The organism is Muribacter muris (genome assembly GCF_004569585.1).
Taxonomy (GTDB): domain Bacteria; phylum Pseudomonadota; class Gammaproteobacteria; order Enterobacterales; family Pasteurellaceae; genus Muribacter; species Muribacter muris.
In genome coordinates this window covers 21,771-41,849 of record NZ_SPPA01000002.1, presented here as the reverse complement: position 1 = coordinate 41,849, position 20,079 = coordinate 21,771, and the positions used below count along the sequence as shown (strand labels likewise).

The 20,079-nt window shown below is 46.0% G+C and carries 21 protein-coding genes; 14 read left to right on the top strand and 7 right to left on the bottom strand.

Going from position 1 to position 20,079, the window contains the following annotated elements:
- Positions 1 to 43: 43 nt before the first annotated feature.
- Positions 44 to 583: a hypothetical protein gene (locus E4T80_RS01035; RefSeq protein ID WP_135054156.1), complete on the bottom strand. Its 540-nt coding sequence runs from the start codon at positions 581 to 583 to the stop codon at positions 44 to 46.
- Positions 584 to 670: 87 nt separating this feature from the next.
- On the opposite strand from E4T80_RS01035, the gene E4T80_RS01030 reads away from it, so the two are divergent.
- Complete coding sequence (locus tag E4T80_RS01030) at positions 671 to 1,525, top strand: thymidylate synthase (protein WP_135054154.1); 855 nt, start codon at positions 671 to 673, stop codon at positions 1,523 to 1,525.
- Positions 1,526 to 1,711: 186 nt separating this feature from the next.
- Here E4T80_RS01030 and uvrD read toward each other — a convergent pair whose 3' ends face one another.
- Positions 1,712 to 3,901, bottom strand: a complete 2,190-nt coding sequence (gene uvrD, locus E4T80_RS01025) for a DNA helicase II (RefSeq protein WP_135054370.1) — start codon at positions 3,899 to 3,901, stop codon at positions 1,712 to 1,714.
- Positions 3,902 to 4,112: 211 nt separating this feature from the next.
- Between uvrD and E4T80_RS01020 the strand changes: the two genes are divergently transcribed.
- Together E4T80_RS01020 and trmL are read left to right on the top strand one after the other, a co-directional pair.
- Entirely contained in the window at positions 4,113 to 4,616 is a 504-nt protein-coding gene (locus tag E4T80_RS01020; protein WP_135054152.1) for an OmpA family protein, read from the top strand.
- 135 nt (positions 4,617 to 4,751) lie between these two features.
- The gene (trmL, locus tag E4T80_RS01015; protein WP_135054150.1) at positions 4,752 to 5,231 is read left to right on the top strand and encodes a tRNA (uridine(34)/cytosine(34)/5-carboxymethylaminomethyluridine(34)-2'-O)-methyltransferase TrmL; all 480 of its coding nucleotides are present in this window, start codon (positions 4,752 to 4,754) and stop codon (positions 5,229 to 5,231) included.
- Between the two features lie 32 nt (positions 5,232 to 5,263).
- Here the strand turns inward: trmL and E4T80_RS01010 are convergent, their stop codons facing one another.
- The 3 genes from E4T80_RS01010 to exbB are packed head-to-tail and all read right to left on the bottom strand — an operon-like array spanning position 5,264 to position 6,994.
- Positions 5,264 to 6,112 (bottom strand): energy transducer TonB family protein, encoded by an 849-nt coding sequence (locus E4T80_RS01010; protein ID WP_135054148.1) that lies wholly within the window; start codon positions 6,110 to 6,112, stop codon positions 5,264 to 5,266.
- A gap of 4 nt (positions 6,113 to 6,116) precedes the next feature.
- The gene (gene exbD, locus E4T80_RS01005; protein ID WP_047976302.1) at positions 6,117 to 6,500 is read right to left on the bottom strand and encodes a TonB system transport protein ExbD; all 384 of its coding nucleotides are present in this window, start codon (positions 6,498 to 6,500) and stop codon (positions 6,117 to 6,119) included.
- Between the two features lie 47 nt (positions 6,501 to 6,547).
- Complete coding sequence (gene exbB / locus E4T80_RS01000; protein WP_047976301.1) at positions 6,548 to 6,994, bottom strand: TonB-system energizer ExbB; 447 nt, start codon at positions 6,992 to 6,994, stop codon at positions 6,548 to 6,550.
- A gap of 159 nt (positions 6,995 to 7,153) precedes the next feature.
- Here exbB and glpE point away from each other — a divergent pair, with 159 nt between their 5' ends.
- The 4 genes from glpE to fis all read left to right on the top strand — a co-directional run bounded on the left by glpE (position 7,154) and on the right by fis (position 10,063).
- Entirely contained in the window at positions 7,154 to 7,480 is a 327-nt protein-coding gene (glpE, locus tag E4T80_RS00995; RefSeq protein WP_135054146.1) for a thiosulfate sulfurtransferase GlpE, read from the top strand.
- Between the two features lie 11 nt (positions 7,481 to 7,491).
- Complete coding sequence (sohB, locus tag E4T80_RS00990) at positions 7,492 to 8,547, top strand: protease SohB (protein ID WP_135054144.1); 1,056 nt, start codon at positions 7,492 to 7,494, stop codon at positions 8,545 to 8,547.
- A 224-nt stretch (positions 8,548 to 8,771) separates the two neighbouring features.
- Positions 8,772 to 9,746: a tRNA dihydrouridine synthase DusB gene (gene dusB, locus E4T80_RS00985; protein WP_135054368.1), complete on the top strand. Its 975-nt coding sequence runs from the start codon at positions 8,772 to 8,774 to the stop codon at positions 9,744 to 9,746.
- Between the two features lie 20 nt (positions 9,747 to 9,766).
- Complete coding sequence (fis, locus tag E4T80_RS00980; RefSeq protein ID WP_047976297.1) at positions 9,767 to 10,063, top strand: DNA-binding transcriptional regulator Fis; 297 nt, start codon at positions 9,767 to 9,769, stop codon at positions 10,061 to 10,063.
- Positions 10,064 to 10,139: 76 nt separating this feature from the next.
- Here the strand turns inward: fis and zwf are convergent, their stop codons facing one another.
- The gene (zwf, locus tag E4T80_RS00975; protein WP_047977372.1) at positions 10,140 to 11,624 is read right to left on the bottom strand and encodes a glucose-6-phosphate dehydrogenase; all 1,485 of its coding nucleotides are present in this window, start codon (positions 11,622 to 11,624) and stop codon (positions 10,140 to 10,142) included.
- Between the two features lie 81 nt (positions 11,625 to 11,705).
- Positions 11,706 to 12,515, bottom strand: coding sequence for a 3'(2'),5'-bisphosphate nucleotidase CysQ (gene cysQ, locus E4T80_RS00970; protein WP_135054366.1), 810 nt, complete (start codon positions 12,513 to 12,515; stop codon positions 11,706 to 11,708).
- Between the two features lie 111 nt (positions 12,516 to 12,626).
- On the opposite strand from cysQ, the gene rsgA reads away from it, so the two are divergent.
- The 7 genes from rsgA (at position 12,627) to E4T80_RS00935 (ending at position 19,987) form a co-directional block, all read left to right on the top strand.
- Positions 12,627 to 13,661, top strand: coding sequence for a small ribosomal subunit biogenesis GTPase RsgA (gene rsgA / locus E4T80_RS00965; protein ID WP_135054142.1), 1,035 nt, complete (start codon positions 12,627 to 12,629; stop codon positions 13,659 to 13,661).
- A 96-nt stretch (positions 13,662 to 13,757) separates the two neighbouring features.
- Positions 13,758 to 14,636 carry a metal ABC transporter substrate-binding protein gene (locus E4T80_RS00960; RefSeq protein WP_047977369.1) on the top strand — a complete coding sequence of 293 codons (879 nt, stop codon included), beginning with the start codon at positions 13,758 to 13,760 and terminating at the stop codon, positions 14,634 to 14,636.
- Positions 14,636 to 15,403, top strand: a complete 768-nt coding sequence (locus E4T80_RS00955) for an ATP-binding cassette domain-containing protein (RefSeq protein ID WP_135054140.1) — start codon at positions 14,636 to 14,638, stop codon at positions 15,401 to 15,403. The genes E4T80_RS00960 and E4T80_RS00955 overlap by 1 nt, the downstream gene beginning before the upstream one ends.
- An 8-nt stretch (positions 15,404 to 15,411) precedes the next feature.
- On the top strand, positions 15,412 to 16,287 hold the full coding sequence (locus E4T80_RS00950) for a metal ABC transporter permease (protein ID WP_135054138.1): 876 nt from the start codon (positions 15,412 to 15,414) through the stop codon (positions 16,285 to 16,287).
- Positions 16,287 to 17,114 carry a metal ABC transporter permease gene (locus E4T80_RS00945; RefSeq protein ID WP_135054136.1) on the top strand — a complete coding sequence of 276 codons (828 nt, stop codon included), beginning with the start codon at positions 16,287 to 16,289 and terminating at the stop codon, positions 17,112 to 17,114. Before E4T80_RS00950 ends, E4T80_RS00945 begins: the two co-directional genes overlap by 1 nt.
- 241 nt (positions 17,115 to 17,355) lie before the next feature.
- Positions 17,356 to 18,333 (top strand): ribonucleotide-diphosphate reductase subunit beta, encoded by a 978-nt coding sequence (locus E4T80_RS00940; RefSeq protein ID WP_135054134.1) that lies wholly within the window; start codon positions 17,356 to 17,358, stop codon positions 18,331 to 18,333.
- A complete protein-coding gene (locus tag E4T80_RS00935; protein WP_135054131.1) occupies positions 18,320 to 19,987 on the top strand; it encodes a ribonucleoside-diphosphate reductase subunit alpha in 1,668 nt (555 codons plus the stop codon). The genes E4T80_RS00940 and E4T80_RS00935 overlap by 14 nt, the downstream gene beginning before the upstream one ends.
- Positions 19,988 to 20,079 lie beyond the last annotated feature (92 nt).

Here is a 20,079-nt window from a genome sequence, read left to right as displayed (position 1 = left end):
TTTGCAGATTTTTTGCAAATCTCCCCGCTTGTCGATCGGCGTATTAACGTGCTTTTTTCGATTTTTGTTTTTGCTGGTCGGCTTCCACCTGTTCTACGCAAAGGTGCAACACCTGATCCGCGCCCTCTTGGATATATTTATCGTTGCGTACCTGATTTTTTTGGATATCCACTAACGCATCATAAATCCCTTGCGTTAAGCTAGGCGACTGCACAAAGCCCCAACAGGTCGGGCTTAAATAGTTAAATTTCGCCTGAAAATCCGCTGCGTGCAACACGCCACTGTAATAGGCATAAACATTGTGATCGAGCATACGGTTCAGCAGACTTGCCCGAATTTGTTCAATCGGCAAGCTCACTTTTTGGTTAAACCAATCGTCCACGCCCCGTACAAAAGCGTCAATATCATAGCTGCCGTTTACCCGATCGGCATAAGTTTGTGCCGTTGCACCGTAAGCTATCGCATAGGATTTCTGATCGACTTCCGTTTCCGCCAGTCGCTTCCAGCCCGCCGAATTTGAGCCGCTACACGCCGCAAGGGCGAAAAGTGTCGAAATAACAAACAAAGATTTTAACGATTTCATATGCTATACTCCTTCCATTTTAATTGGACAGCTAGCCCATTCTACCGAATAACTAGCGAAATTTCTTGATTTTTTTGAGCATTTAAAATGAAGCAGTATTTAGCACTTTGCCAACGCATTGTCGAACGGGGCAAATGGGTCGAAAATGAACGTACCGGCAAGCGGTGTTTAACCGTGATTAACGCCGATTTAACCTATGATGTCGCCAGTGGCGAATTTCCGTTAGTTACCACTCGCAAGAGCTTTTGGAAAGCCGCTATCGCCGAATTACTCGGCTATATCCGTGGTTACGATAACGCCGCCGATTTTCGCCGGCTCGGTACAAAATCGTGGGATGCCAATGCGAATGAAAATGCTGCGTGGCGAGCCAATCCTTACCGCAAAGGTGAAGATGATATGGGGCTGGTATATGGCGCAGTCGGACGCAGTTTCCCAAAAGCTGACGGCACGGGTACTATTGATTTACTGCGTCAAATTGTCGATGATCTCAAACGTGGTGTGGACAATCGAGGCGAAATTTACACCTTTTACCACCCCGGTGCATTTCATATGGGTTGCCTCCGTCCGTGCCTGCACAGCCACCATTTTTCGCTGCTTGACGGCGTGCTTTACCTGAACAGCACCCAGCGTTCTGCGGACGTTCCGCTTGGGCTAAATTGGAATATGATCCAGTGCTACACTTTCTTGGCATTGATGTCGCAAATTACCGGACATCAAGCGGGACAGGCTTTCCATAAAATCGTCAATGCGCATATTTACGAGGATCAGCTCGCACTAATGCGTGATGTACAACTGAAGCGAACCCCGTTCCACGCCCCGAAACTGATCATCAATCCGGAGATTAAGTCCCTTGACGATCTCGAAACGTGGGTCAGCCTAGATGATTTTCAGGTGGAAAATTACCAATACCACCCAAGTATCCAATACCCGTTTTCCGTCTAATCACAACAAGCGGTCGGTTTTGACCGCTTTTTTGCAATGGGGAACTTTCGCCGAGAAATTTGAAGCGATGCTTTCATAGCACGGCGGATATTTTATACAAGATACTCGTCTCCACTATTCACACAACTTATTTCAAGCCACCATAGTGCAAAAAACAAGTCGAAACCGCCAGCTTGTATTATCAACTTAGATTTTTTCCAATTTCGCCACTTTGGCGATTAACCACTTGATCCCTTGTTGAACGAAAGCAATTTGCAAGCGGGTCTGTTCGCCGCCGCCTTCGACATTGATGATCGTGCCTTGCCCAAATTTTTCGTGGCGAACTTTCTGCCCCATTTGCCATTTGGCTTTATTTTCTACGATGCCGTCAGCATTCTGTCTTACTCGAGAGTTGGCAAAATTCGCCGGTCGGTTGATATTCCCCCGCAGGCGTACTTCTCGGATATGTGCCTCCGGCAGCTCGGCGATAAAGCGTGAAGGCAGATGACGCTCTTCTTTGCCGTACAGACGACGGTTTTCGGCATAGCTGATCGTTAATTTTCGTTTGGCGCGGGTAATGCCGACATAAGCAAGACGGCGTTCTTCCTGTAAACGTCCTTCATCGTGGCTCATTCCGCTTGGGAAAATGCCTTCTTCCACGCCAACCATAAATACACGAGGGAACTCCAAGCCTTTAGCAGAGTGGAGCGTCATCATTTCCACATAGTCTTGGTTTGGCGCGGCTTGGGTTTCGCCCGCTTCCAACGACGCGTGGGTAAGGAACGCAGTCAGATCGCTCATTTCATCGGCTTCGTCCGGTTTGACAAATTGACGGGTGGCGGTTACCAGTTCTGCCAAGTTTTCAATCCGCACTTCGCCTTTGTCCCCTTTTTCCTGCTGATACATTTCATATAAGCCCGATTTTTTGATCACAAAATCCGTCTGCTCAAACAGGGGCATTTGCTCGGTTTCTTGATCAAGGGCGTTAATCAGCTCCACAAACCGTAACAATGCCGCAGCAGCCCTGCCGGATAAATGCTCCTCTTGGATTGCCACTTGAATTGCTTGCCACAGAGTGATCTGGCGACTGCGAGTGAGCTGACGCAACGCATCGAGGGTACGATCGCCGATACTACGTGGCGGCGTATTCACAATGCGTTCAAAGGCGGCATCGTCTTGACGGTTGGCAATCAGGCGTAAATAGGCAAGTGCATCTTTGATCTCCTGGCGCTCAAAGAAACGCATTCCGCCGTAAATTCGGTAAGGAATATTCGCTTGAATAAAGGCTTCCTCAATCACACGGGATTGGCTGTTGCTACGGTATAGAACGGCACATTCATTTAGCTCACCTTCGTCTTCTGTCCAGCGTTTAATTTGCGAGGCAACAAAACGGGCTTCATCTAACTCATTGAATGCACAGTAAATTTCCACAGGTTCGCCATCACCGCTGTCTGTCCACAAATTTTTACCGAGACGGCTGTTATTATTGGCAATTAAGGCGTTTGCCGAGTTGAGAATATGACCGGTCGAGCGATAGTTCTGCTCAAGGCGGATCGTCTGTACTTGAGCATAATCGTCCAAGAAGCGTTGGATATTCTCAACTTGTGCCCCCCGCCAGCCGTAAATCGACTGATCATCATCGCCGACAATCATCACCTTACCGCTTTCACCGGCAAGCAGATGAATTAACTTATATTGAATATGGTTGGTATCCTGAAACTCATCAATCAAAATATGCTGAAAACGTTGCTGATAACGCTTTAAAATCAATGGGTTAAATTTGAAAAGCTCGTAAGCTCTAATCAGCAACTCGGCAAAATCCAGCAAGCCGGCGCGGTCGCACGCCTCTTGGTAAATTTGGTAGATTTGCACCAACACTTTACCGTGCTCATCATCTTGAGCCAAAATATCCTTCGCCCGTAAGCCCTGATCTTTTTGTGCATTGATAAACCACGCCACTTGCTTCGGCGGATAGTGTTTTTCATCAATATTGTGTAGCTTCAACAAACGTTTTATCAAGCGTTGCTGATCTTCCGTATCCATAATCTGAAAATCTTGGGGCAACTGCACATCAAGATAGTGGGCTCGCAACAAGCGGTTCGCTACACTATGAAATGTGCCGACCCACATTCCAAACAGGCGGTGATCGCTGGATTGGGAAAGGGTATATTCAATCCGATGACGCATCTCTGCGGCGGCTTTATTGGTAAAAGTTACCGCCAAAATATTGGATTCCGGCACGTTTTCCACCCCAATCAGCCACGCAATGCGGTGGGTCAGCACACGGGTTTTACCGCTGCCCGCACCTGCAAGGACTAAATAATTGCCGATCGGAGCGGCAACCGCCTCTCGCTGTTTATCGTTCAGCCCGTCCAATAATAAAGAGAAATCCGTCATATCGCCTCTTAATGTGCTTTTATACAGTAAATTTAGGCTATTATAGCCCAGTCGCTCATCATTTGGAAAAGGCTTTTGCACAAAACTCTCGGGTAAATCGCTTATTTCTTGTTTTTCTATGCAGAAAAATTTAGTATAGTGATGCTTTTTTGAGTTTTGCAAAAACTTATTACATATCTTTCCCTATGTCATTCATTCTAAGGAATTTAAAATGATTAAAAATGCAATGAAATTAACGGCTGTGTCTGCCGCAACATTACTTTTAGCGGGTTGTTTTAGTGCATCGAGCATTAACCGTGATGCGCCTGCACCGGTTCAACCTACTCCGGCTCCCGTACAACAACCGGCACCTGCACCGGCAAAAGAGTACGTATTAAGCGGCGATTTCCTCTTTGATTTCGACAAATCAAACCTCAGTGCAAAAGGTAAATCAACCTTAAACAACATTGCTAAAGATCTGAAAGCAGCCGGTATGACCAAAGTTACTATCACCGGTTATACCGATCGTTTAGGTTCAGCGGCTTATAACCTGAAATTGTCCCAAGCTCGTGCGAATACGGCCAAAGCTTACTTACAAGCACAAGGCGTGAAAGCAAACATCAAAGCAATCGGTCGTGGTAAAGCAAATCAAGTGAAAGCGTGTAAACACGAAAGCGGTCAAGCGTTAAAAGGTTGCTTAAAACCAAACCGTCGTGTTGTGATCCGTGCACAATAATTCTCGGTTTAACTAAAAAATGGGCATTATGCCCATTTTTTTATGGCAAAGATCATCAACAAGCGGTGAGATCCCCCCTATTTTGACAAAAATACCTTAAAACCGACCGCTTGTATCGTTTAAACAGCAAAAATTATGTTAGATATTGTGTTATATGAACCAGAAATTCCGCAAAATAGCGGGAATATTATCCGATTATGTGCGAACTGCGGTTTTCGGCTCCATCTTATTGAACCCCTCGGCTTTGCGTGGGACGACAAAAAACTACGCCGTTCCGGTTTGGATTATCACGAGTTTGTCGATATTCAAAAATACCGCAATTTTAACGATTTCTTAGCGAAAGCCAAACCTAAACGCCTGTTTGCCTTAACCACCAAAGGTGAACCAAACCACAGCGATGCCCGTTATGAATTGGGCGATTTTTTGATGTTTGGCCCCGAAAGCCGTGGTATTCCCCAAGCGATTTTAGATAGCTTGCCAATGGCACAGAAAATTCGGATTCCAATGTGTAAAGACAGCCGCAGTATGAATTTATCCAATGCGGTAGCCGTGGTTGTATATGAAGCGTGGAGACAATTCGGCTATCCAAACGCTGTGCCCAAACAGCCGATTTAATCGAAAACGCCCCTGATATCAGAGGCATTATATTATTGAACGGAGAATTTAATCGGCACGGTAAATGAACGAGGGAAATTTGGCGGTGGCGGGCTACTCATTCGGGTTGTTTGTGTCGCTCTTACCGCTGCATTGTCTAAATTACTGTTGCCGGAGGAATTAACCACGCTCACTTGGCTAATTTCACCTGCCGATGAAAAGTGGAAGCTCACCGTAACAATCCCGCCTTTACGCATCATTCTTTCACGCTGCGGATACATATTATTCGCCCGCTGTTGCAATGTCCGTTTTAATAATGCTTTATAAGCGTTAATCTCATCACTGCCTGCGACACTCTTTTGCACACCGGCGGCAGCTTGTCCCGTTGTAGTGGCATTGGCAACACCAGCCTGTGTCTTCGTACTCGGCGTTGCATTCGGCACGGCTTTTGCCACAATGCCCTGCTTGCTCTCTTTGCCCCTTTCAAGTGCTTTAACCGGCTTCTCGGTTTTCTCCTGTTTAGGTTTCTTTTCTTGAACCTGTACTTTTTTCGGTGAGTCCGGTTTTGGCTTCACCTTTGGTTTTTCGGGCGGTTTAGGCTTAGGTTTTTCAATAGGTTTTGGCTTAATCAGTTGCGGTTCGGGTACGATTGGTTCAGGTTCTGGGTGATGTGGAGGCTCGGGTTGTTCAACTTCTTCAGGCTCAGATTCCGGCTCAACCTCTGCGGCAACCGCAACTTGTGGCTGCTCAAGGCGGGCAGCCAACATTTCCATTGAAATACTAGACACTTCGTCCCGTGCAATTTTAGGCTCGGAGTGTGCGGCAATCGCCCATATACCACCGAAAGCGATGGTATGGATAAGTACAGAGAGGGTAAGACCGATTCGAGAATGTGTTTTCATAGCACTACTTTGCGTCTTTTTTGGTAACGATCGCGACATTCTTAATGCCATTTGCCGCCAATAAATCGGTGAGTTCGACAAATTTTTCAAATGCGACCGCCGCATCAACTTTAAGGGTAACTTTTTGATTTTTATCCCACCCTGCAATTTCAAGGCTTAAAACCTCTTTGCTGATTGGTCGATCATTGTAGAAATAGTCGTTATTTTCCGTGATCGTCAATAACTTCGCCAATTCATCTGCCTTCATCGCTTGGGTTGTGCTGGCTTTCGGGATATTCACTTGGATTTTACCTTGCGAGATAAACGAAGCGGTAACCAGCACAATCGCCAACAGCACCAACATAATGTCGATAAAGGGAATAATATTAATTTCGTCAAATTTTTTCACTCTGCACCCCGTGATATTGCAAATTTTTATCGAAAACCGACCGCTTGTTACTGCACACGAGAGGCATTTGCCTGCCATTTGAGTTTGTTTTCTTCCACTTTGCGTCCAAAGCCGTTGTAGAACATCATTGCCGGAATGGCGACCAAAATCCCGACCGCCGTTGCTTTGAGCGCTAAGGATAAATGCACCATAATCGAGGCGGCATCAATTTCACCGCCGGAATGCCCCAATTCGTAGAATGTTAATAAAATCCCAATGACCGTACCAAGTAAGCCGATATAAGGGGCATTAGAACCGATGGTGGAAATCGTGGTTAAATTGTGGGTGAGATCGATTTCCAATTCTTCCAGTGTCTGATAATGTTCAATCTTGATCTTCTTATAGAACAAAATCCGTTCGATCACCTTCGCAAATAAGACAATGCTCATCAGCGCCAATAATCCCAAAATAATGTAATCAATGTAGGCTTGTAAGAATTGAAAAAGTTGATCCATAAACTGCTTGTCCTTGAAAGAATAAAGCGTACCGATTGTACGCATTTGATAATAGTTCGTATTATATCCTCTTGGGGCAAAAATTCAATCTGTCTAATAGGTTTACAATTTTTTGTTTAATGCTATATTCGCCGATTTAACATTGAAATAGGCAATGCTATGCAAGACACTTTTACGGAGATCACCCCACAGCAAGCGTGGGAGATGATGCAAAACGAAAATGCCGTGCTGGTGGATATTCGTGATGCGGTACGGTTTAGTTATAGCCGCCCGCAAGGCGCATTCCACCTTACCAACCAAAGCTACGGCACGTTCTTAGATGAATATGATTATGACGAGCCGATTATCGTCAGCTGCTACCACGGAGTGAGCAGCCGCAATACCGCCCAATTTCTAGTCGAGCAAGGCTTTGAGCGGGTGTATAGTGTTAAAGGCGGTTTTGAAGGTTGGGTCAGAGCCGCATTACCGGTTGAACAAGGCTATTAAAGGAGAGAAAAATGTGGCAAGACATATTGCTGAGTTATGGGATCTTTTTACTGGAATTACTGACGGTATTCGGTGTCATCGCCTTTATCGTAATGATGATATTGGAGGCAAGAAAGCAGCCGGATAACGGCACAATTCAGATGACCGACTTAACCGAAAAGTACGAAGAACAGCAAAAAGCATTAAACGGTTTCTTTTTAAGCGAGCAAGAGCTCAAACAGCAAGCGAAACAGGAAAAGAAAATACAGAAAGAAAAAGCGAAAGCCGAAAAGAAACGCTTAAAAGAAAATGGCGAACAGACGGAACAGGATAAAGCCCGCCTGTTTGTGTTGGATTTTCAAGGCGATATTCACGCCAGCGGTGTAAACGGATTACGCAAAGAGATTGATTCGGTGCTTGCGCTTGCCAATCCCGAAAAAGATGAAATCTTACTGAAATTGGAAAGTCCCGGCGGTGTGGTACACGGCTACGGTTTAGCGGCGTCTCAACTACAAAGGTTAAAAAATGCCAAGTTACGTCTCCATATTGCCGTTGATAAAGTCGCCGCCAGTGGTGGTTATATGATGGCGTGCGTAGCGGATAAAATCACGGCAGCCCCTTTCGCTGTGATCGGATCAGTGGGCGTGGTTGCGCAAGTACCGAATATTCACCGCCTACTGAAAAAGCACGATATTGATGTCGATGTAATGACCGCCGGCGAATACAAACGCACCGTTACCTTAGTCGGTGAAAATACCGAGAAAGGCAAACAAAAATTTCAGCAAGAATTGGACGAAACGCACCGCTTGTTCAAACAATTTGTGGCAACACACCGCCCACAGTTAGAGATGGATAAAATTGCCACCGGTGAACATTGGTTCGGGCAACAAGCGCTTGGACTGCAATTGATTGATGATATTGCTACCAGTGATGATTTAATTCTCGCCGCCGTAAAAGATAAACAGGTTATCGAGCTAAAATATCAGCAAAAGAAAAAATTATCACAACGCGTTGGCGAGCAAATGGAAAGCAGCCTAGAAAACTTGGTGGCAAAACTGCTAAACAAAACCCGTAGCACAATCCTGTAATATGATGAAAGTATAAAAAAGTTGAAAAATTTTGTCTTTATATCAAGATTGTCTAATAAATAGACTTCCCAAACGCATAAAAAATGCGTATTATATACACCCTTAAATCAGAAAATTTTCATCGAAATTTTTTGGCAAGGGAAAGAAAAGTACGGTTTTTTTACCGTACTTTCTTATTTGGAAATCATTTTGATCGGCGTTAGCTTTCACCAATGGATAAAACGATGCGGATAGGACAATATGAAATCAAAAATCGTATTTTCCTCGCACCGATGGCAGGGATAACCGACCAACCGTTTAGACGGCTGTGTAGTCAATTAGGTGCAGGTTTAACCTTCTCGGAAATGATGTCCACTAACCCTGATGTATGGCATACCGAAAAATCGAAACTGCGTCTTGCGCATCATCGAGAAATCGGCATCAATGCTGTACAAATAGCGGGATCGGATCCCACCGAAATGGCAAAAGCGGCGCAAATTAATGTTGAGTACGGTGCTCAAATGATTGATATCAATATGGGCTGCCCGGCAAAAAAGGTAAACAAAAAAATGGCTGGATCAGCTCTTTTACGTGAACCCGATTTAGTCGCTCAAATATTAGAGGCGGTTGTCAATGCCGTAGATGTCCCAGTGACACTAAAAATAAGAACCGGTTGGGATACCGAAAACCGAAACTGCCTTGAGATCGCACAGATTGCTGAACAAGCTGGTATTAGCGCCCTCACCATTCACGGACGCACACGAAGTTGTCTCTTTGAAGGCGAAGCGGAATATGACAGCATCAAAGCGGTAAAGCAGACAGTTTCGATTCCCATTATTGCAAATGGCGATATCACCTCCGCCGAAAAAGCAAAACAAGTGCTTGATTACACACAAGCCGATGCGGTAATGATCGGCAGGGGCAGTTTAGGTCGTCCTTGGCTATTTTCGGAAATAGGACGTTTTTTAGAGAAAGGAGATCTCGGTTCGGCATTATCATTGGATAATAAATGCCAACTGATGTTAAAGCATATCCAAGACCTTCACCAATTCTACGGTGAACAAAAAGGTTATCGGATAGCTCGAAAACACGTTGGTTGGTATCTCGAACAGCTAAAACCCAATGCAAATTTTAGACGTACTTTTAATGCATTAGATTCAACCAAAGAACAGATCATTGCATTAGAAGATTTTGTGAAATCGATTCATCAAGAATCTTAACGAAAGTTGGATAGAGAACAATGTTAGAACAACCATCTACACAAAACCCATTAACAGTATCAATGCTTAACGCTCAAGCACAACAAGTTAATAAACCATTGCGTGAAAACGTAAAACAAGCGGTAAGAAATTATTTGGCGCAATTAAATGGCGAAGATCCAACAGAATTATACGAATTAGTATTATCTGAAATCGAATACCCAATGCTTGATATGGTAATGCAATACACCCGTGGCAACCAAACCCGTGCTGCGACAATGTTAGGCATCAATCGCGGCACACTCCGCAAAAAATTAAAAAAATACGGTATGGGCTAATTGATAATAAAATAGCACGGCTACACTAAAAAAGCGCTTTCCGAAAAGAAGCGCTTTTTTATTTATTTGAGTTGCGTTACACCTTCTTCTTCATCACACCGCTGGGTTTGCGCCAGACTGTACCGTGTTTGGCGATGAGTTTATCGGCTTCGCTAGGCCCCCAGCTGCCGGCTTCGTATTCGTAAACGCGTCCACGAGCCTCTTTGTAGTCGATAATCGGCTGCACAAATTTCCAGCAGGCGTGTACTGCATCGGTGCGGGCAAATAGGGTGGCATCGCCTTTCATTGCGTCTAGCAATAAGCGTTCGTAGGCGGTCAGTAAACTTGGCGAGGCGAGATCGGCATAGCGGAAGTCCATCGAGACTTCTTTCGCCTCAAAACCGGCACCCGGTTTTTTCAAGCCGAACCGCATTGAAATGCCTTCGTCCGGTTGAATGCGGATAATCAATTTATTATCCGGCGCATTTTGGCTGAAGACAGGGTGTGGGGTGGTTTTAAAGTGAATGACCACTTCAGTTACCCTTGTGGCTAACCGCTTGCCGGTACGCACATAAAACGGCACGCCCGCCCAACGCCAGTTGTCGATTTGGCAACGCAACGCCATATAGGTTTCGGTGTTGGAATCTTCCGGCACGCCTTTTTCTTGGGTGTAAGCCGGCACGTCTTTTCCGTTGATTTCACCGGCACAGTATTGCCCTAATACGAGGTTATGCTGAATATCATCTTGGCTGAGCGGATGCAAGCAATGTAGCACTTTTGCCACTTCGTCCCGCATTGAATCGGCATTGATAATCGCCGGAGGCTCCATTGCCACCATTGCTAAAACTTGCAATAAATGGTTTTGGAACATATCCCGCATTGCACCCGAGCCGTCATAATAGCCGCCCCGCTCCTCAACGCCGAGAGACTCTGCACCGGTAATTTCCACATAGTCGATAAAATTACGATTCCAAAGCGGTTCAAATAAGCCGTTGGAAAAGCGCAACACGAGCAGGTTTTGCACCGTTTCTTTGCCTAAATAGTGGTCGATACGGTAAATTTGTTTCTCTTCAAAAAAGCGGTGAATATGCACGTCTAACGCTTTGGCGGTCTCAATATCGTAACCGAACGGCTTTTCAATGATGATCCGCTTCCAGCCAAACTCTTCGGTGGTTAAGCCGTGTGCAGCTAAACATTCCGGAATGATGCCGTATAAACTCGGCGGGGTTGAAAGGTAGTAAAGGGTATTGCCGCCCGTGCCGTATTTATCGTGCAGTTCATCTAAGCGGGGCAGGAGTTTGGCGTAATCGACCGCATTACTGGTATTCACGGCTTGGTAGTAGAGATGTTCGCAAAATTTATCGAGGATCTCACCGCTTGCGCCTTCTAATTCTACCAAGGCTTGACGCATTTTTTGGCGGAAACTGTCATCGCTTAACTCGGTGCGGGCAACGCCTAACACGGAAAAATGGTCGGCAAGGCGACCGATTTTGTAGAGATGATACAGGGCGGGAATCAATTTGCGGTAGGTCAGATCGCCGGACGCACCGAAGATGACGATGCAGCTATTATCGACTTTCATTGGGGTGTTATTTCCTAAAATGTAATGTTAAAAATGTGTATGGCTTGGGGTATTTTAATGAAATTCATCAGCAATTACCAATCAATTAAACCGGATAATCCGCTGCCAATCCCACTGCACATTTGCCACCATCATAAAATGCGGGTTCACAAAGCTCTCCCGTTGATTGTAGGATAGCGGCTGAAAATACAGATCGAAAATCGCACCACCGCACTCCCGCAAAATGACCTCCGCCGCCCCCGTATCCCATTCGCCCGTATCGCCTAAGCGGATATAGCAATCGGCTTTGCCTTCCGCCACTAAACCGGCTTTCAAACTACTCGAACCGTACTTGAAAAAATCGGCTTGGTAGGGCGGTTGTACGGCTTGGAGGACTTTTTCACTGTTTGCTGATCCCATTGTGATCAGCAAGCGGTCGGTTGGGTGAGATTTTTTGCAAAGGGGCAGTGCAACGACCTGACGGCTTTCCCGCAGAAAAGCACCGTTGCCCACGCAGGCATAATAGGTCTTGTTGAGCAGCGGGGCGTGAATGACCCCCAGTACCGGACGATTTTGTTGCACAAGGCAGATGACTACCGCAAATTGATCCGTGCGATCAATAAATTGTTGCGTGCCGTCTAGTGGGTCGATCAGCCAATATTGTTGCCAGTCGGCACGTTCGCAGAGCGGGATTTTGCACTGTTCTTCCGACAACACCGGAATATGCGGGGTGAGCGCAGTCAGTTGCTCGCTGACGAAACGGCTGAGAAATAAATCCGCTTCGGTTACAGGGGTATGATCAGGCTTGATCTCAACTCGAACGGATTGGGCGTAAAAGCGGCGTAAATGCTCGCCTGCCTGTGTCGCAATGGCAAGCACCTGATCAAGTAACTGCGGGGTCAAGGGTTGCATAATCTCTCCAAGCCGTGTGAATGTCATCATCTATTTTTGCAAAAAATTACCAAGAAATCACCGCCTGTTATGGTATCCTTGTCGCCATTTTTTAGCAACGAGAGAAACACTTTGAGCAAACGCCGTTTAACCCAAAATCAGCAACGCCGTATTCAATCCAACCACCACAAAAAAATCAGCCGCCCTACGATTGAGTGGCAAGATGAAATGCTGGGCGATCTTCAGCACGGGCTGGTGGTAACCCGCCACGCCAAGCACGCCGATGTCGAAACGGCAAGCGGTGAGATCTTCCGCTGTAATCTCCGCCGTACCTTAAAAAATGTGGTGGTGGGCGATCGTGTATCGTGGCGGTTGGGTAGCGAGCGGTTACAGGGGATTAGTGGCGTGATTGAGGCGGTTCACCCCCGCCAAAATGAACTGACCCGCCCCGATTATTACGACGGCATCAAGGTAATGGCAGCCAATATCGACCAAATTATCATTGTGTCGTCGGTTTTGCCGACCTTGTCTCTCAATATTATCGATCGCTACCTAGTGATCTGCGAAGCGGCACAGATTCCGGCGTTGATTGTGCTGAATAAAGTGGATTTGTTGAGCGAGGACGAACGCCAAGCGGTGCAGCAGCAACTTGCCATTTATAAACAGATCGGCTACCAAACCCTCTGTCTTTCCGCAGAAACCGGCGAGAATATGGCGACCTTAGATCGCTATTTGGCGCAAGGCACGTCTATTTTTGTCGGGCAATCGGGCGTGGGTAAATCCAGTTTGCTCAACCGATTATTGCCACAAGTCAATGCCCAAACGGGGGCGGTAAGCGAAATATCGGGCTTGGGTCAGCACACCACTACCGCCTCCCGCCTTTACCATTTGTCTCAAGGGGGCAATCTGATTGACTCACCGGGTATTCGAGAGTTTGGGTTATGGCATTTGGATGCCGAGCAAATTACCGCCGGTTACAGAGAGTTTCAAGGCTTGTTAGGCGGGTGTAAATTTCGGGATTGCAAGCATAAGCAAGACCCCGGTTGCCGGCTGCTAGAGGCGGTAGAGCAGGGGAAAATCAGTGCCGTTCGGTTTGAAAATTACCACCGCTTGATCGAAAGTCGGGAAGAAACGAAAAGCCAACGCCATTTTCGCCTTGAATCATAATTTACAATTTTAGCAATCATTATCATTTGAGTTAGGCAGATAAGTTATATAGAATGGCGAGTGCGAAAGACCATTCATTTTTTAAGGAGAACTAATATGAAAAAAATAGTCGCGCTCATCAGCTTACTCTTTGTATTGGTGCAACCTGCGGTTGCGAAGACGTTTAAGGTGGTAACCACCTTTACCGTTATCCAAGATATTGCCCAGAATGTTGCCGGTGATGCGGCGGTGGTGGAATCGATCACCAAACCGGGTGCCGAAATTCACGATTATCAGCCTACCCCGCAAGATATTGTGAAAGCACAATCCGCCGACTTGGTATTATGGAACGGAATGAACCTCGAACGTTGGTTTGAACGCTTCTTTACACAACTGAAAGATGTGCCAGCAGCCGTCGTTACCGAGGGAGTTGATCCGATCTCAATCTACGAAGGTCCTTACAAAGACAAACCGAACCCACACGCTTGGATGTCCACCCGTAATGCTTTAATCTACATCGAAAATATCCGCAAAGCCTTGGTAAAATACGATCCAAGCAATGCTGAAAAATATAATGCCAATGCCAAAGCCTACGGCGAAAAAATTCTTGCCCTTGACGAGCCTTTGCGTCAGCGCCTTGCCAACGTGCCGGAAGCACAACGTTGGTTAGTCACCAGTGAAGGGGCATTCAGCTACCTTGCCCGTGATTACGGCTTTAAAGAGCTTTACCTATGGGCGATTAACCAAGACGAACAAGGCACGCCGAAGCAGATCCGCAAAGTGATTGATGCGGTGCGTAAACACCAAATTCCGGTCGTATTCAGTGAAAGTACCATTTCCGATAAACCGGCAAAACAAGTGGCGAAAGAAACCAACGCTCACTACGGCGGTGTGTTATATGTCGATTCCCTTTCCACCCAAGACGGTCCGGTACCAACCTACATTGATCTACTCAAAGTTACCGTTGGTACAATTGTGGAAGGATTTAGACAATAATGACACACTATTCAAACGCTTTAGCGGTAAAAGATGTTACCGTTCGCTACAATAACGGGCATACCGCCATTTATGATGTTTCCTTTGAACTGGGCAGCGGCACGATCTGTGCGTTGCTTGGAGTAAATGGAAGCGGCAAATCCACACTGTTCAAATCAATTATGGGGCTGGTTCAGCCCCAACAAGGCAGCATTCAACTCTGTAACCTCCCCGTTAATCAAGCGCTCAAACAAAATTTGGTAGCCTATGTGCCGCAAAGTGAAGAGGTGGACTGGCAATTCCCCGTTTCCGTATATGATGTGGTAATGATGGGACGTTACGGCTATATGAACCTGCTGCGTATGCCGAAAGCGGTGGACAAACAAAAAGTGCAAGAGGCAATGGAAAGAGTAAACATCAGCCACTTGCAACACCGCCAAATCGGTGAGTTATCCGGCGGTCAGAAAAAACGGGTTTTCTTAGCCCGTTCTCTCGCCCAAGAAAGCCGCATTATCCTGCTGGACGAACCGTTCACCGGCGTGGACGTAACCACCGAAAATGCGATCATTGATCTGCTCAAACAACTAAGAGCAGAAGGTCATCTGATCCTCGTATCTACCCACAATCTCGGTACAGTCCCCAGCTTCTGCGATCAAGCGGTGATGATTAACCGCACCGTCTTGTCTGCCGGCTCTATCGAACAAACGTTCACCGAAGACAATCTGGAGCGGGTATTCGGCGGGGTGCTACGTTATAAACAATTTCTCGGCTCTGAGTCCGCTCAGTAGGGGGAAATATGTTAGACGTCTTACTTGAGCCTTTCGCCTATGATTATATGACGAAAGCGATTATCGTTAGTGGCTTAATCGGCGCAGTTTGTGCATTCCTTTCCGCATACCTGATGCTGAAAGGTTGGTCGCTGATCGGCGATGCCCTTTCTCACGCCGTTGTACCGGGCGTGGCGATTGCCTACGCTTTATCGCTCCCTTATGCTATCGGCGCATTTTTCTCCGGATTTTTGGCGACTATTGCGATCTTGGCGATCAAATCCGTTACTAAACTGCGGGAAGATGCGGTAATCGGCTTTATTTTTACCACCTTTTTCGCCCTCGGTTTACTGATCATTTCGGTCAATCCGACTTCAGTGAACGTACAAACCATCATTCTCGGCAATATTCTCGGCATTGCTGATGATGATGTTGTGCAGGTGTACATTATCTTGGCGGTCTCTTTCTTCTTTTTAGTGATTTACTGGAAAGATTTGCTACTGATGTTTTTTGACGAAATTCAGGCAAAATCGGTCGGTATTTCGCCGCTGAAACTGAAAATCCTGTTCTTTTCTCTGTTGAGCGCCTGTATTGTTACCGCATTACAAAGTGTCGGCGCAATCTTAGTCATCGCAATGGTCGTTACCCCAGGGGCAACCGCTTACCTACTGACCGATCGCTTCGGCAAATTGTTAATTATTTCGATTGCTATCGGCGGTATCACCAGCCTATTGGGTGCTTACTTGAGCTACTTTGCAGACGGGGCGACAGGCGGCTTTATCGTAACCTTACAAACCCTCGTCTTTTTGGTGGCTTTCTTCTGTGCACCAAAATACGGGGTGCTTGCACGCAAATTTGCGAAAAATCGGCATCATCCGACCGCTTGTCAAGAAGGAGGTGAATAATGGAGGCGATTTACCAATGGTTTGCCGAACCGTTAAGCTACCCCTTTATGCAATATGCGCTTGCGATTGCGTTGGTGGTCGGCACGGTCTGCGCCATTTTATCTTGCTATTTGGTGCTAAAAAGCTGGTCGCTAATGGGCGATGCCATTTCCCACGCCGTCCTGCCGGGGATTGTGATTGCCTATTTGTTGGCAATTCCCCTTGCGATAGGTGCTTTTGTATCGGGTATTTTCTGTGCGGTGGCAGTCGGCTATCTCAAAGAAAACAGTCGCATTAAAGAAGATACCGTAATGGGTATCGTCTTTTCGGGAATGTTTGCAATCGGCTTAGTGATGTTCGCCAAAGTCGAAACAGATCAACACTTAATGCACGTGTTATTTGGTAATTTACTCGGCATTACCCTCGATGAATTTTACCAAACTCTCGGCATAGCGTTAGTCGCTCTGGTGTTTATCCTAATCAAACGGCGGGATTTCCTGCTCTTTTGCTTCGATGCCAGCCACGCTCGTACGGTCGGGCTAAACATTAAGGTGCTGCATTACAGTTTGCTAATTTTACTGGCATTAGTCATTATCAGTGCAATGCAGGTTGTCGGGGTGATTTTGGTGGTAGCAATGCTGATTACACCGGGAATTACCGGCTATATTTTGGCGAAACGTTTTGAGTATATGATGATGATTGCCGTCATTACCGCCTTGCTCAGTGCGTTTTGGGGCGTATTCCTCAGCTTCCACTTTAACGTGGCAACCGGCCCTTGTATTGTGGTATTGCAAGCGGTCTGTTTCTTGCTCGCCTTTGCAATCAATTACCTGAAAACCCATAAGTAAAACATACCGTTATTCGTCAGGCTACGGCGTTATCCGTAGCCTATTTTGTCGATCTCTGTCAGAATTTTAACCGACCTATTTTCACCACATTCTTGTAACATTTTTTTACATAAAATTTTTTCCCTTTAAAATCAATCAATCGCAACGAACCAATCACAAGCCCCTGTTTGTCAAGGGCTTGCCCGTAAAAAAAATATGGCTAGAATAGCCCTCACTCCTAACCAAACGACCTTGGAGAATTATGTCTCGCAATATTTTTGAAAAGCGCATTCACATCAAGCCGTATGAATACCCTGAACTGCTTGAGTTTAAAGATGCGATCCGCCACTCTTATTGGCTACATACCGAATTTAATTTTACCGGCGATATTCAAGATTACCGCACGAATATTAACGATCACGAACGCCACGTGCTAACCCGTGCGATGTTGGCAATTTCCCAAGTGGAAGTGAACGTGAAACGTTTTTGGGGCGAGCTTTACCGCTATTTCCCGAAACCGGAAATGGACGATGTGGGCGGCACATTTGCCGAAAGCGAAGTGCGTCATAAAGACGCCTACTCGTTCCTGCTGGAAAAACTCGGCTTAAACGAAATGTTCAGCCAAATCACCGACATTAAACCGCTAATGAACCGCATTCGTTATATGGAAGACTTTATGCGGGAAAAAGACACGGGCAAAGGGCAATTTGTGCTTTCTCTGGTGTTATTCTCGCTGTTTGTCGAACATATCTCGTTATTCGGGCAGTTTTTGATTATGATGTCTTTCAACAAATATAAAAACTTGTTCAAAGGTATTTCTAATGCGGTGGAAGCCACCTCAAAAGAAGAAGAAATTCACGGTCGTTTCGGCATCGCGCTCTACGAAATCCTGCGTGACGAACACAACGAATTATTCACCCCAGAATTTTTTGACGAGCTAAAAACCCTCTCTGCCCAAGCGTTTGAGGCGGAAAGAGGCATTTTAGATTGGATTTTCGAGGAAGGCGATTTGAGCTTTATCAGCCGTAAAACCGTTGAAAATTACATTATGAACCGTTACAACAATTCATTGATGATTTTAGGCTTAGAACCGCCTTATAACGTTGATCCCGCGTTATTAAAGGAAACAGAATGGTTTGATATTGAAATTCTCTCCACCAAAGAGACCGATTTCTTTAACAAACGTAGTACCGATTACAGCAAAAAGATGAAACAAATTACCGCCGATGACTTATTCTAACCCTAACCGCCCCGATTTTGCGTGGCTTAACGAAGACAGCCGTTTATTCTTACAACGTGGTTATCTGCTGGAAGGCACAACGGCATTAGATCGCATTCGCTTTATCGCCGAACACGCCGAGCGTAAACTCGGTATTGAAGGCTATGCGGATAAATTTTATCACTATATGGCACGAGGCTATTTCTCGTTATCCTCACCAATTTGGTCAAACTTCGGGCTTGATCGTGGCTTGCCGATCTCCTGCTTTGGCAGCTATATCGGTGATTCTATCCACGAAATTATGGTAACCACCGCCGAAGTGGGAATGATGAGTAAAATCGGCGGCGGCACGTCCGCTTATTTTGGCGATATCCGACCGCGTGGTAGTGCGATCAAAAATAACGGTAAATCGGACGGCTCGTTTAACTTCAGCAAATTATTTGATACCGTGATTGATGTCATCTCCCAAGGTACCTCACGCAAAGGGCAATTTGCCGGCTATATCGACATTGAACACGGCGATATTGATGAATGGTTGGATATTCACACTGAAGGTAACCCAATTCAGCTAATGTACTACGGCGTGTGTGTCGGGCACGACTGGCTGGAATCAATGAAAGCGGGCGACCCTTACAAGCGGCAGCTTTGGGCGAAACTTTTGCAACGCAAAACCGAAACGGGTATTCCGTATTTATTCTTCAAAGATAACGCCAACGCCGGTCGTCCGGACGTGTACAAAGACAAAAATATGACGGTACACGCCTCCAACCTTTGTACCGAAATTATGTTGCCGTCCAGCAATGACGAAAGTTTCGTCTGTTGTTTATCCTCAATGAATTTACTCTATTTTGATGAGTGGAAAGAGACCGATGCGCCGGAAGTGCTGACCTACTTCTTAGACGTGGTAATGAGTGAATTTATCGAGAAAAGCGCAGATATGCCGTTTTTAGATCGGGCAAACCGCTTTGCCAAACGCCACCGTGCTTTAGGTTTGGGTGTTTTGGGCTGGCACAGTTATTTGCAAGCGAACAACATCGCCTTTGACAGCTTTGAAGCGATGCAAAAAAACCGCTTAATTTTCCAGACCTTGCAACAGAAAACCCTCAAAACCTCTAAAGAGTTGGCACAACGCTTCGGCGAGCCGGATATTCTCAAAGGCTACGGTCGCCGTAACACTACCTTAATGAGCATTGCCCCGACCAAATCGAGCAGCTTTATTTTGGGCAGTGTCTCGCCGTCTGTCGAACCGTTTAAATCCAACTACTATGTGAAAGATTTAGCCAAAATCAAAACGGTCTATAAAAATCCGTTCTTGGAAAAATTGCTACAAGAAAAAGGGTTGGATAAAGACGAGATTTGGGACAGCATTTTGCTCAATGACGGTTCAGTGCAGCATTTAGATGCTCTATCGGATCACGAAAAAGAGGTGTTTAAAACCTTCTCGGAAATCAGCCAATTAAGCGTAATTCAACAAGCGGCACAGCGTCAGCAGTACATTGACCAAGGGCAGAGTATCAACATTATGGTGCACCCCGCCACACCGGCACGGGATCTCAACCAGCTCTACCTCACCGCAGAAGAATTGGGATTAAAATCCATTTATTACCAATACTCAATGAGTGCCGCCCAAGTTTTTAACCGCAATCTCTTAAGCTGCTCAAGCTGCGAAGGTTAAACCGAAACAAACCGCTTACTTGCCAAGCGGTTTTTAGTATCTAAGCCCGCCACAGCGGGTTTTGACTTTTGAATCAATAACGTATAAATTGA